The sequence below is a fragment of the Pseudomonas gessardii genome (genome assembly GCF_001983165.1).
GTDB lineage: Bacteria > Pseudomonadota > Gammaproteobacteria > Pseudomonadales > Pseudomonadaceae > Aquipseudomonas > Aquipseudomonas gessardii.
The window spans coordinates 95,427-109,015 of sequence record NZ_MNPU01000004.1; the positions used below are offsets into that span (position 1 = coordinate 95,427).

General features: G+C 63.1%; 9 protein-coding genes. 8 read left to right on the top strand and 1 reads right to left on the bottom strand.

Translation table 11 applies throughout. The features are described from left to right. Positions 1–5,895, bottom strand: coding sequence for a DUF4329 domain-containing protein (locus BLL38_RS04845; RefSeq protein ID WP_083743034.1), 5,895 nt, complete (start codon positions 5,893–5,895; stop codon positions 1–3). A gap of 296 nt (positions 5,896–6,191) precedes the next feature. Between BLL38_RS04845 and urtA the strand changes: the two genes are divergently transcribed. The 8 genes from urtA (at position 6,192) to BLL38_RS04890 (ending at position 13,587) form a co-directional block, all read left to right on the top strand. Further along, positions 6,192–7,457: an urea ABC transporter substrate-binding protein gene (gene urtA / locus BLL38_RS04855; protein ID WP_076961521.1), complete on the top strand. Its 1,266-nt coding sequence runs from the start codon at positions 6,192–6,194 to the stop codon at positions 7,455–7,457. A gap of 84 nt (positions 7,458–7,541) precedes the next feature. Then, positions 7,542–9,044: an urea ABC transporter permease subunit UrtB gene (gene urtB, locus BLL38_RS04860; RefSeq protein WP_076961522.1), complete on the top strand. Its 1,503-nt coding sequence runs from the start codon at positions 7,542–7,544 to the stop codon at positions 9,042–9,044. Next, the gene (urtC, locus tag BLL38_RS04865) at positions 9,044–10,123 is read left to right on the top strand and encodes an urea ABC transporter permease subunit UrtC (RefSeq protein ID WP_076961523.1); all 1,080 of its coding nucleotides are present in this window, start codon (positions 9,044–9,046) and stop codon (positions 10,121–10,123) included. Before urtB ends, urtC begins: the two co-directional genes overlap by 1 nt. Beyond that, positions 10,120–10,968: an urea ABC transporter ATP-binding protein UrtD gene (gene urtD, locus BLL38_RS04870; RefSeq protein ID WP_076961524.1), complete on the top strand. Its 849-nt coding sequence runs from the start codon at positions 10,120–10,122 to the stop codon at positions 10,966–10,968. The genes urtC and urtD overlap by 4 nt, the downstream gene beginning before the upstream one ends. 133 nt (positions 10,969–11,101) lie before the next feature. Beyond that, positions 11,102–11,800, top strand: a complete 699-nt coding sequence (gene urtE, locus BLL38_RS04875; RefSeq protein ID WP_076961525.1) for an urea ABC transporter ATP-binding subunit UrtE — start codon at positions 11,102–11,104, stop codon at positions 11,798–11,800. Positions 11,801–11,831: 31 nt separating this feature from the next. Then, positions 11,832–12,671 (top strand): urease accessory protein UreD, encoded by an 840-nt coding sequence (locus BLL38_RS04880; RefSeq protein ID WP_076961526.1) that lies wholly within the window; start codon positions 11,832–11,834, stop codon positions 12,669–12,671. A gap of 73 nt (positions 12,672–12,744) precedes the next feature. Beyond that, positions 12,745–13,047 carry an urease subunit gamma gene (locus BLL38_RS04885; RefSeq protein ID WP_032862374.1) on the top strand — a complete coding sequence of 101 codons (303 nt, stop codon included), beginning with the start codon at positions 12,745–12,747 and terminating at the stop codon, positions 13,045–13,047. Between the two features lie 9 nt (positions 13,048–13,056). Next, entirely contained in the window at positions 13,057–13,587 is a 531-nt protein-coding gene (locus BLL38_RS04890; RefSeq protein ID WP_076961527.1) for a GNAT family N-acetyltransferase, read from the top strand. Positions 13,588–13,589 lie beyond the last annotated feature (2 nt).

Sequence of the window (13,589 nt, forward strand, 5' to 3'; positions counted from 1 at the left end):
CTACAGCTCATCCCGGTCACGGATACTCAGTGGCTCGTCCACCGCCGCGGCGTCGATCCGCAAACCGTTGGCCTGCCCCAGATGCTGTTCGGTCAACAGCCCTTCGTTCATCCAGAAGGCGTCCCGGTCCAGGATAAACAGCTTGCCGGCGGTGACCACGCCCTTTAGAAACACCGAAGGATGAACCGTTGAACCGGCGACCAGTACCTGGCTTTCCAGCCCAGAGAAACTGGGCTGGTATTTCAACAGCGCACCGCCCTGGCACGACAGGTACAGGGCGGCGGCCGGGCGAGATAACCCGCGCAACACCGTAATGAAATAGCTCATCAAGTCCGGTGCCACGAAATTGCGCACCAGGGCCTGGTCCTTTGGCTCACGGCTGCCCGTTACAGGCATGCTGCTGTAGAGCAGGTGAACACCCGCAACCCCATAATCGGCTGGAAAGTCCGGCATAGGGGCAGGAGGGACCGCCGGCTGGACCACTCCCCGGGGGCCGCTATAGAACAGGCGCAAAATCATCGCCAGCCCCATGCCCGGCGCCACTGGCCGGGTGGCCAGGAACGAAGCGCCCTCAGTGTCGGCCAGCACCGCAGAGAGGTATTGCTGATCCCGATAAGGCGAGAATCGGCGCTTGAGATAACGCACGGCGTCATCCTCATGGGAAAACACCGGGCCACATACCGCCGCCCACGGCTCGACAAACGCCTCGGCAACGCCAGGTTGCCAGAACTGATCGATCCGGTTGCGAGTGGTCCAGACACGCCCCTGGACCAGGGTATCCAGATGGCCGATTGCAACAAGATCACGCACATAACTGAGCACCGTCCTTTCGCCTTCCCACAACTGTTGCCGGATCTCGACCAATCGCCCCCAGCTGTCCAATTGGGCCTCACTGCCCTGGTACTGATACTGAAGCAGGGCACCGTCCTGGCACGATAGGTAAAGCGCCAGTTGCTTGTCCTTGACCCCATGCAGGGAAAACCGGATGGCGGTGTCGATATCCGTGGGGGAAAAGAAGGCCTGGCGCAGTGGGTCACTGTCAGGCGCCAGGGCTTCATTGCTCGCGCAGAGGTAGAACCCCTCCAGCCTGTAGTCCTGGGGGAACAGGCCGTGGGGAAACACTTGCCCGAAGTCGCGATAACTCTGGCGCACCAACGGCAGGCTGACCATATAGCGCCCGTTTTTCTTCGACTTGAAGACGTAGCCAAACTGCAGGTTCTCCCCAGGCCGGCACTGCTCATGGGCATAACGCACCGCATCTTTTTCCTGGGCAAAAACCGGGCTGAACGCCGGGTCCGCCAGGGCATTCCTGATCATCAACGGCTCAGGCTGCGCGGCAATCAGCTCCCCGCTTATGCGCCGCGCAATGCCCCAGGTTTTGCTGCCCTCCACCACGTGTAAAGCCCCGGCAGCGCCAAGGCGGGCGACAAACGCAGCGGGGGTCGTCTCTCCCTGACGGATCTGGCGTTCGATACGGTTGTTCAACAAGTCCGCCCGTACCGGGTTCAGCGGCTGCAAGTCCATCTTCAGCTGGCCTTCCAGCGCGGTCTGGCTGCGGGTGTAACTGACCACACAGCCATCGGAGCCCAACAGGTACTCACGGGTCAGGCTGGCATCCTGGCCCGCAAGGGCCGCTGAAATCACCCGGGTGGACAACATATTGCGATAGAGGCTCGCTTGCTCGGCCTCCAGGGCGAAAGGCAACTCGCGCACCGGGCTTGAGCGGTAACGCGCCACAAGGGTGTGGGCCGCAGGAAAACCGCCGGTGCTGACCACCTCATCAGGAAAAATCCATTTGGGGTCAAAATCTTCACGGGGCACTTTCAACGGTTCGGTCGCCACAAACAACCCATCTGGACGCTTGAGAACCAACCCGCCCATCAACCCGTTGCCCTGGAGCAGCGAGCGTACATGACGTACCGCATCATCCTGGTCGTGGAAGGCCGGGCCCAGGCGACGGCGCACAAAATTGGCATAAGGCCGCCATTGCCCGGCACCTTGAACCGCCACGCCACGACGGTCCCAGCACTGGCTGCTGTATAGCACCCGCAGGTCACCGGCGCGGGCGATCAATGAAATAAACCTGCGGGTGTCAAACGTGCCGTTACGCAGGTTCATGCCCTGGATCGTCGCGCCCTCGCCGGGGCTGCCTGCCTGGAGCAACGACGAGGCTTGTGGCTGATAACGCAACAGGGCGCCATCGAGCGTAGACAAGTAGACCGGCAACACCCCAGTAGCCGAGGCACGCGGCAGATACCGGGCATCTTCTTCGGCACGCAGCAGAACATCCGGGGTGACAAAGAACTGGGTCAGCCAGGCCTCCACCGTGGACAACCCCGAAGGCAGCCATTGCTGGGAATAGAGCAGCCCCACCACCACAAAATGGCTGGCAAAGCTACCACCGTGCAGATAGCCAACCGCCCTGGAGGAGTCGCTTAACCAACGCCCACTGGAGCTGACCGGCAGCAGCTCGCTGACCACGTACTCATCGGCCTGCGGGTTCTTGAGCACATACGCCGTACACCCCTGGGCGTCCAGGTTGCGCCCATACCAACGGACATGGGCATTCAGGGCGGCCTCGTCCTGGCTACTGAAAATCGCCCCCAAGGCCGGGCTTTGCAGGTCGATATCGGCGTAATCGAAATTGGCCACCCAGTCGTCGTAGACCCTGCCTCGCGGCCCCCAGAGTGGGCTCTGGACCAGCACCTGCAGGCTGCCCGCGTCGGCCAGCCTCGTCACGATATCCACCGGCTTGAGCACACCCGCTTCCAGCCGCTCGAAATAGCCGTTTTTGCCAGGCTCACGGGTGGTATTGCTCTGGACCAGCAGCTCCCTGGCCGAACCACTGGGGGTATAGCTGATCAGGTTATTCGGCGAGCCACTCAGATAGGCAGGCAACCCGGACTCAATCACCGAACCGATCTCCTGGTCCGAGAACATCGTGGTGTGCACTTCAAGGTCAGTCAGCGTCCAGCCCAACCGCCGTTGACGCTCCCGATCAGCCGAGGACAGCGCAGCGTGGGAGGCGTAGCGCGCATACAGCTCATAACCCGCTGGCGGCACCAGCAAACCATTGCCCACGAACGGCGTCAGCAGGTCGCCGGCAAAACCATCGCCGTAGAGGCTAAGGGGCTCGGTGAATACAAACCGCCCGGTTCCAGCCTTGAGGATGTAACCGCCATACGCCGTGGCCCGACGAAAGCCGATCTTTTCGTGGGCATGGCGCGCGGCATCGTCGGCGGTGAGGAACGCCGCGCTCAAGGCCTGGGTGCCCGACCCCAGTGGCAACCGCTCGCTGCCGTGCACCAGCCCGAGGGTGTTCCACAAAGCGCCCTGCTGGAGCACCGACAGCTCGCCGGCACGGATCACCCGGCGTACAAACTCCCGGGGGGACAGCGTGCCGTCGAGCAAGGCGGCCTGGTTACCGTTATCGGTCACCGTCTGGCCGCTGATCGTAAACAGTTCGTTTGCCGACGCGGCACTCGGCACCTGCCACTGCAGCAAAGCGTTATCGGCAGTGCGCAGGTACAGCCTGAGCCCCAGCCCGGCGACCTGCTGGGCAAAGGTGGCCAGCGCCTGAGCCATGGTCTCCACCAGCAGCGCAGGGCTGGCGAACCGTTTGTACAGCCAGGCCTCCTGCGCCGGCAGTTGCTTCGGCTCCACGGCGGGCGCATTGCGGTAGAGCCCCACCACACGGTAGTTGGAGAGCAGTCTTGGCTGGCCATCGGCCCGCTTCGGGAACTGGCTCGCCAGGCTCGTGCCGACCGCCACAGGCAGGGTCGCGACATAGCTCGCGGTGCTCTGGTGCTTGAGCACAAACCCCTGGTACGCACCGGCCGGCAAGGCGCTGAGGTTGCTCAGTGCGATCAGCGCGGCCACTTGCCCCATGTTCGTCACGGGGGTGAAGAAGGGCTGCTCCTGCACGGTGCCGGCAGGGCTGAGCGGGCTGCCGAGTATCCAGCCCCTGGCGACACGGCCACGAACGCCGCCCCAGACACGATTGGGCACGACCACCCGCAGGTCGCCGGCAGTGGCCAGGTTCCAGATAGCCCCTTCAAACTCATTGAACGGCTCGATCTTGCGTTCACCGAGCAGTTGCTGGAGCAGCGTTTTTTCTTCTGCCGACCCGCTGCTCACGTACTTGAGCAACGAGCCTTCGGGCCCGGACAGGTAGTGAGCCGGGGCGAAGGCGCGATTGCCGATGACAAACGCCTGGTCATCGGCCGAAAAAAAGCTGATAAACAGGCTGATCTGCTCGGCAGAGAACTGCGCCTGCAACTGCTGCTCACCGACTGAACCTGCTGGGTGCGAGTGATAAAACGCCTCGCAGGTGAAGGGCGATGGCGCGACAAAGTAGTCATGCTCATCACTGGGCATGATCGTGCGGAAGTCAACGTGTATGGACTCGCCAGCCATCGGTTCAGTGGCGAAATAGCGCACGCCTTGTTTCAACACCGCGCCGCCGTATTCCTTGTCACGGCGGTTGCCGATCCGGGTATGGGCCCAGCGGGCCGCATCGTCAGCCGTGACAAAGGCCGGGCTCAAGACCGGCTTGGGGATCTGGGAAAAGGCACGCCATTGCGCATCGACCGGGCCGGTCTTGTCCCAGATTTTGCCCGGGCGGATCACCGACAAATGCCCCGCCGCCGCCACACGCAGGACAAACTCGTGGGGACTCAAAGCGCCTGCAAGCAGCGCCGAATCGATCTGGTTATCCAGCACCCGGCCATCTGGCTCGACGCGAAACAGCGCGGCCTCGTCCGCCGAGAACGAACAGGTGTATTGCAGCAACGCACCATCATTGAGGCTGCGGTACAACGAAAGACGGTGCCTTGGCCCCAGCAACTGGGCAGACCGGTGCCCCTGGTAAAGCTGGGTGGCCAGTTCAAGGGGGGTGAAGAAATTGCGGTACAACCACGGCTCCTGAGCGGCGAGCTGGAGGGGCACCGCCGTTCGCCCCAGGTAGACGCCAAACCAATGAAAATACTCGTGCGTGACGCGCGTGCCATCCGGCTTCAATGGAAAGAGCTGCTGGATAGATACACCGGCCAACGGTTCGACCAGCACATAGTCCTCTTTGTCGATGTGCTTGAGGATAAACACCGGCCGGGCCGGCTGGGGGCTGCGGTGCTCCAGCAAGGCCTGTACCGCCGCCACACCGGCCTGGACAGGCCCGCAGGCCGGCAACTCGTAGCTACTTGAGATAAATGCCGAAAACGGTTGCCACTGCCCAGGCACGGTGCCTATCGAACCGCCCCACAAGGAACTGGGCACCACAATCGACAGCTGGCTGACACTGAGGGTCTTCTTGATCAGACTCTCCGGCTGATTGTCGCCAGGACCGTCGACGTGATTGAAGGGCAGCCGCTGATCGAGCCAGACCCCGAAACGCCGCTCCGCCTCCGAGCCGCGAGTGACATGCTTGAGCAGCGCACCGTCAGGCCCGGACAGATACGACGCGGAAAAAAACCCACGTTCCTGAATGTTGATGGCCAGGTCAATGTCCGAAAAGAAGCTGTTCAGTGCCCTGACCTGGCGCTCGGAAAACTCAGGATTATTGGCTTTGAACTCATCGAACAGATCGGGGTGGGAATGATAGTCGGCCACGCACCGATAGCCTTCCGGGTGCAGGTACTGCCCATTGCTATCGACCTTCAACACCTTCCAGTGATCGAAACTATTACGCTCCCCGGCCATGGGGGCTGTGGCATAAAAATAGCCATCGGCCAGGCTCTCCAGAATCACCCCACCGTACTCGACATCCCGTCGCTCGCCGATCTGCTGGTGCGCGTAGCGGGCCGCATCATCCATGCTGACAAAGGCCGGCCCCACTGGAGGCAGCGCAACATCTGACTTCAAGCCGCCGCCAAACCAGCCGCGCTTAGGTCGTTCCATGACTTTCCCTCAAATATGCCGTGACCAGACGCTGGCCAGGGTCACGGCGATGTTCACCGTTGGCGCGAACGCGAGGGCGCTAAATAGTTATCCACCGGGCCACCCGCCCTGCCCCGTTCGGGCGCACGTCACGCACCAGCCCGCCCGGCAAGCCCCCACTTGGTGCAGCCTGACCGACCGATCCAGCCCATCGCCCACAGAACAGGGCAACGCAGCCAATAGGCACAGCCTTTGCAAACGCTTCTGCAACGCCCCTATCTGCCCTCATAAAAATATTGAGTTCTGGAGACCGCACCATGAAGCGTCGCAGCTTGATCAAGGCTTTCACCCTGTCGGCATCCATTGTTGCCATGGGCCTGACCTGGACCGTCCAGGCCGCCGAGACCATCAAGGTCGGCATCCTGCATTCGTTGTCCGGGACCATGGCCATCTCCGAAACGTCCCTCAAGGACATGGCGCTGATGACCATCGACCAGATCAACGCCAAGGGCGGAGTGAACGGCAAGATGCTTGAAGCGGTGGTGGTCGACCCGGCCTCCAACTGGCCGCTGTTTGCCGAGAAGGGCCGGCAGTTGCTGACCCAGGACCAGGTCGCGGTGGTGTTCGGCTGCTGGACCTCGGTGTCGCGTAAATCGGTGCTGCCGGTGTTTGAAGAACTCAACGGCCTGCTGTTCTACCCGGTGCAATACGAAGGCGAGGAAATGTCGCCCAACGTGTTCTACACCGGCGCCGCGCCGAACCAGCAGGCGATCCCGGCGGTGGAGTACCTGATGAGCGAAGAAGGCGGCAGCGCCAAGCGTTTCTTCCTGCTGGGCACCGACTACGTGTACCCGCGCACCACCAACAAAATCCTGCGCGCGTTCCTGCACTCCAAAGGCGTGGCCGACAAGGACATCGAAGAGGTCTACACCCCGTTCGGCCATAGCGATTACCAGACCATCGTGGCCAACATCAAAAAGTTCTCGGCGGGCGGCAAGACCGCCGTGGTGTCCACGGTCAACGGCGACTCCAACGTGCCGTTCTACAAGGAACTGGCCAACCAGGGCCTGAAGGCCACCGAAGTACCGGTAGTGGCGTTCTCGGTGGGCGAAGAAGAACTGCGCGGCATCGACACCCAGCCGCTGGTGGGCAACCTGGCCGCGTGGAACTACTTCCAGTCGGTAGAGAACCCGGTCAACGCCAAGTTCGTCGCCGACTGGAAAGCCTATGCCAAGGCAAAAAACCTGCCGGGCGCCGACAAAGCGGTGACCAACGACCCGATGGAAGCCACCTACGTCGGCATCCATATGTGGGCGCAGGCGGTGGAGAAAGCCAAGTCCACCGACGTCGACAAAGTGCGTGAAGCCCTGGCCGGCCAGACCTTCGCCGCGCCGTCGGGCTACACCCTGACCATGGACAAGACCAACCACCACCTGCACAAGCCGGTGATGATTGGCGAGATCCAGTCCGACGGCCAGTTCTCGGTGGTGTGGCAGACCGAAGGGCCGATCCGTGCCCAGCCGTGGAGCCCGTACATCCCGGGCAATGACAAGAAGCCGGATCACGCGGTGAAGAGCAACTAAACCGCACCACAGATCAAATGTGGGAGCAGGTCGAATCGCCGCTCCCACATAAACCTAGTCCGCGCATGACCAGGACATTTGTTTATGCCCACTGCCCTCCACCGCTTCCTCCTGGCCTGCCTGCTGTTGCTGCCCCTGGCCGCACACGCCGGCGATGCCGAAGACTTCCTCGCCGCCAACCCGAGCCAACAAGCCAAGCTGTTGCAGGCCTGGGCCGCCCAGCCCGACCCTGCGCGTATCGAGTTGGTCAACGCCCTGCAACAAGGCCAACTCATGGTCAACGGCGAACCCAAGACCGTGCGCCTGAACAACCGCCTGCGCGGCTTGATCAACAACGTACAAGCCAGCCAGCAGTTGCTCGCCAGCGAGCCCAAGGTGCGCCTGGCGGCTGCGCAACAACTGCAAAAAAGCGCAACCCCGGCCCAACTGAAATTCCTCGACCAGCAACTCGCCAGCGAAGCCGACGACGACGTGCACAGCGCCCTGAGCCTGGCCCTGGCCAACCTGCAACTGGTCGACCCCGACCCGGCCGTGCGCCTGGCCGCCGTGCGTCTGCTGGGCAGCACTGGCGACCCACTGGCCCGCACCCGCCTGGAAGCCTTGCTGGCGCCCGGCGTAGAAACCGATGCCGGGGTGCACACCGCCGCCGAAACCAGCCTGGCCCAGGTCAAGCGCAAGCTGCTGGTGGGCGAGATCCTTGGGCAAGCCTTCAGCGGCATGTCCCTGGGCTCGATCCTGTTGCTGGCGGCCCTGGGCCTGGCGATCACCTTCGGCCTGCTCGGGGTGATCAATATGGCCCACGGCGAGATGCTGATGCTCGGCGCCTACTCCACCTATGTGGTGCAGTTGCTGATGCAGCGCTATGTGCCCCAGGCCATCGAGTTCTACCCGCTGATCGCGCTGCCGGTGGCGTTTTTTGTCACCGCCGGCATCGGCATGGCGCTGGAGCGCACGGTGATCCGTCATCTCTACGGCCGGCCGCTGGAAACCCTACTGGCCACCTGGGGGATCAGCCTGATGCTGATCCAACTGGTGCGCCTGCTGTTCGGCGCACAGAACGTCGAAGTGGCCAACCCGGCCTGGCTGTCGGGCGGGATCCAGGTACTGCCCAACCTGGTGCTGCCGTACAACCGCATCGTCATCATCGGCTTTGCCCTGTGCGTGGTGGTGCTGACCTGGCTGCTGCTGAACAAGACCCGCCTGGGTCTCAACGTGCGCGCCGTGACGCAGAACCGCAACATGGCGGCCTGCTGCGGCGTGCCCACCGGGCGTGTGGATATGCTCGCCTTTGGCCTCGGCTCGGGCATCGCCGGCTTAGGTGGCGTGGCCCTGAGCCAGATCGGCAACGTCGGCCCGGACCTGGGCCAGAGCTACATCATCGATTCGTTCCTGGTGGTGGTGCTCGGCGGCGTCGGCCAGTTGGCCGGCAGCGTCATGGCCGCCTTCGGCCTGGGCATCGCCAACAAGATTCTTGAACCGCAGATCGGTGCCGTACTCGGCAAGATCCTGATCCTCGCACTGATCATTCTGTTTATCCAGAAACGCCCGCAGGGACTCTTCGCACTGAAAGGACGGGTGATCGACTGATGAACCAGCCATTGATGCTTACAGCCGCGCAAAAGGCCGGCCCCAAGGTAACGATCGCGCTGGGTGTGGTGATCCTCGCCGTGCTGCTGGCGTTGCCGCTGCTGTCGCTGCTGCCTGCCGATAACGCATTGCATGTCTCGGCCTACACCCTGACGCTGGTGGGCAAGATCCTCTGCTACGCCATCGTCGCCCTGGCCCTGGACCTGGTGTGGGGCTACGCCGGCATGTTGTCCTTGGGCCACGGCCTGTTCTTTGCCCTTGGCGGCTACGCTATGGGCATGTACCTGATGCGCCAGGCCGCCGGCAGCGAGTTGCCGGCGTTCATGACCTTCCTGTCGTGGAGCGAATTGCCGTGGTATTGGCTCGGCACCCAGCACTTCCTCTGGGCCCTGTGCCTGGTGGTGTTGGCGCCGGGTTTGCTGGCGCTGGTGTTCGGCTTTTTTGCCTTCCGCTCGCGGATCAAGGGCGTGTATTTCTCGATCATGACCCAGGCCCTGACCTTTGCCGGGATGCTGTTGTTTTTCCGCAACGAGACCGGCTTTGGCGGCAATAACGGCTTTACCAACTTCCGCAGCATCCTGGGCTTTGGCATCACCGAGCCCGGCACGCGGGCGGTGCTGTTTTTGGCCACGGTGCTGCTGTTGGTGGGCAGCCTGTTTATCGGCTGGCGCCTGGCCCGGAGCAAGTTCGGCCGGGTGCTGACGGCCCTGCGCGACGCGGAGAACCGCCTGATGTTCTGCGGCTATGACCCGCGGGGCTTCAAGCTGTTTGTGTGGGTGTTGAGTGCGGTGCTGTGCGGCCTCGCCGGGGCGCTGTACGTGCCGCAGGTGGGCATCATCAACCCCAGCGAAATGTCGCCGACCAACTCCATCGAAGCCGCCGTGTGGGTGGCCCTGGGCGGGCGCGGCACCCTGATCGGCCCGCTGCTGGGTGCCGGTGTGGTCAACGGCATGAAGAGCTGGTTCACCGTGGCCTTCCCGGAGTACTGGCTGTTCTTCCTGGGGGCGCTGTTCATCATCGTCACCCTGTACCTGCCCAAGGGCATCATCGGCCTGCTGAAGAAAAGGGGCGAACAATGAGAGTCACGGCAACCGCTGAGTTCATGCTTGAACCCGTGCTTGACGCCGGCAGCAGCCGCGACGCCATCGGCCTCGGCCAGGTCGCAGGCAAGGGCCTCGATACCCGCCACGGCACGATCCTGACCCTGGAAGACATCAGCGTCAGCTTCGACGGCTTCAAGGCGCTGAACGACCTCAACCTGTACATCGGCGTCGGCGAGCTGCGCTGCATCATCGGCCCCAACGGCGCGGGCAAGACCACGCTGATGGACGTGATCACCGGCAAGACCCGCCCCAGCCACGGCAAGGCCTGGTTTGGCGAAACCCTGGACCTGACGCGCATGAGCGAGGTGCAGATCGCCCAGGCCGGCATCGGCCGCAAGTTCCAGAAGCCCACGGTGTTCGAGGCCCTGAGCGTGTTCGAGAACCTGGAACTGGCGCAGAAGACCGACAAGTCCGTGTGGGCCAGCCTGCGGGCGCGCCTGAGCGGTGAACAGAAGGACCGCATCGATGAAGTGCTCGACACCATTCGCCTGACGACTTCGGTACAGCGCCCGGCGGGTTTGCTGTCCCACGGCCAGAAGCAGTTCCTGGAAATCGGCATGCTGCTGATGCAAGACCCGCAACTGTTGCTGCTCGATGAGCCGGTGGCCGGCATGACCGACGCCGAGACCGAGTTCACCGCCGAGTTGTTCAAGCGCCTGGCGGGCAAGCATTCGCTGATGGTGGTGGAGCACGACATGGGCTTTGTCGGCTCGATTGCCGACCATGTGACAGTGCTGCACCAGGGCAGCGTGCTGGCGGAGGGGTCGCTGGAGCAGGTGCAGGAAAACGAGCGGGTGATCGAGGTGTACCTCGGTCGTTGAGCCTGATGCAATCCGCTTTATGTAGGCGCTGGCTTGCCAGCGATAGCGAGGGTGACTGACACAGCGCCATCGCAGGCAAGCCAGCTCCCACAGTTGATCCGGTTCCCACAGGGGATTTGAGGAGAGTTTGAACATGCTGCAAGTCGACAAGCTGCACCAGTACTACGGCGGCAGCCACATCCTGCGCGGCCTTTCGTTCGACGTGAAAGTCGGCGAAGTCACCTGCCTGCTCGGCCGTAACGGCGTGGGCAAGACCACCCTGCTCAAATGCCTGATGGGCCTGTTGCCCGCCAAGGAAGGTGCAGTGAACTGGGAGGGCAAGGCCATCACCGGCTTCAAGCCGCACCAGCGGGTCCACGCCGGCATCGCCTATGTGCCCCAGGGCCGGGAGATTTTCGGGCGGCTGACCGTGGAAGAAAATCTGTTGATGGGGCTGTCGCGCTTTCCGGGTTCTGAAGCCAAGGAAGTCCCCGCGTTTATCTACGAACTGTTCCCGGTGTTGCTGCAAATGAAGCATCGGCGCGGCGGCGACTTGTCCGGTGGTCAACAACAGCAGTTGGCGATTGGCCGTGCGCTGGCCAGCCGCCCGCGCCTGTTGATCCTCGATGAGCCCACCGAAGGCATCCAGCCCTCGGTGATCAAGGAGATCGGCGCGGTGATCAAGAAGCTCGCAGAACGCGGCGACATGGCGATTTTACTGGTGGAGCAGTTCTACGATTTTGCCGCCGAACTGGCCGATCAATACCTGGTGATGTCGCGGGGGGAAATTGTCCAGCAGGGCCGTGGTGAAAATATGCAGGCCGACGGTGTGCGCGGCCTGGTTACCATCTAATCTGTAGCGTCCCGTTGATTAAGCCCTGGCCATGACCCTTCCTGCCCCCACCGCCCTGTTCACCCCCAGCTGGCACGCTGCGCTGGAGTTGGGCTATGCACGCTTCGGCGCCTGCACGCGCCCGGTGCTGCGCCGCCATGTGGGCCCGCTGCGGGTGCAAAAGCACCTGTACGCCGAAGGCCCGGAGGTGTGCCAGCACATCATTGTGCACCCGCCGGGCGGGATTGCCGGGGGCGATCGCCTGGAGATCAGCGCCCACCTGGCCGAAGGCGCGTGGGCGCAATTGACCAGCCCCGGCGCTGCCAAGTGGTACCGCGCCAGCGGGCCGGCCTATCAGCAGGTGACCTTGACGGTCGAGGCCGGCGCCACCCTGGAATGGCTGCCCCAGGAAACCATCGTGTTCAGCGCGGCCCAGGCCGAACTCAGCACCCGCATCGACCTGCACGGCGACGCCCGGCTGTTGTACTGGGATGTGGTGGCGCTGGGGCGCCCGGCCAGCGGCGAGCGTTTCGAGCGTGGGCACTTCCAGTCGCACCTGGATATCCGCCGCGACGGCCAGTTGCTGTGGCATGAGCGCCAGCGCATCGTCGGCGACGACGGCCTGCTCGACTCGCCGATTGGCCTGGATGGGCAGCCGGTGTTCGCCACGTTGCTGGTGAGCGGGGAAATCGATACCGAACTGCTTGAACAATGCCGAGCGCTGCCGCATGCAGTGCGCGGCGACCTGACCCAACTGCCGGGTTTGCTGGTGGCGCGCTGCCTGGCCGGCGAAACCCTGCTGGCGCGGGCCTGGTTGATTGATTTATGGCGGCTGTTGCGCCCGGCGTTGCTGGGGCGTGAGGCTGTGCCCCCAAGAATTTGGAACACATGAATACTCAAGCCAGCTCCTACATTGATGAGTCTTCGGTGTTTTTTAGAATGTTTTTTATGACGGACTGCTGACCATGGACCTAACCCCAAGGGAAAAAGACAAACTGCTGATCTTCACCGCCGGCCTGGTGGCTGAACGCCGCCTGGCGCGTGGCGTGAAGCTCAATTACCCGGAAACCATCGCCTACATCTCCGCCGCCCTGCTCGAAGGCGCGCGCGACGGGCGCACCGTGGCCGACCTGATGCACTTTGGCACCACCCTGCTCAGCCGCGAACAAGTGATGGAGGGCATCCCGGAAATGATCCCGGATATCCAGGTCGAAGCCACCTTCCCCGACGGCACCAAACTGGTGACCGTCCATCAACCCATCGCCTGAGGCCCGGCCATGTCCTTGCTGATTCGTGACGCGGTGCACGGCGACCTGCCGGCGATCCGCGATATCTACAACGATGCCGTGCTCAACACCACGGCGATCTGGAACGAGCAACCGGTGGACCTGGGCAATCGCCAGGCCTGGTTCAGCGCGCGCCAGGCGCAGTTCTACCCGATCCTGGTGGCGGTGGAGGCCGAGCAGGTGGTCGGCTATGCCTCGTTTGGCGACTGGCGGCCCTTCGACGGCTTTCGCCACACCGTCGAGCATTCGCTGTACGTGCGCAACGACCAACGCGGCAAAGGCCTGGGCCCACGGCTGATGCAGGCCCTGATCGAACGCGCCAGGGCCTGCGACAAACACGTGATGGTCGCCGCCATCGAAAGCGGCAACCTGGCCTCGATCCGCCTGCATGAACGCCTGGGCTTTGGCATCACCGGGCAGATGGCCCAGGTGGGCACCAAGTTTGGCCGCTGGCTGGACCTGACCTTTATGCAACTGCTGCTCAACCCCGGCGCCCAGCCGCCGGCGGTCCACAAGGAGTAACT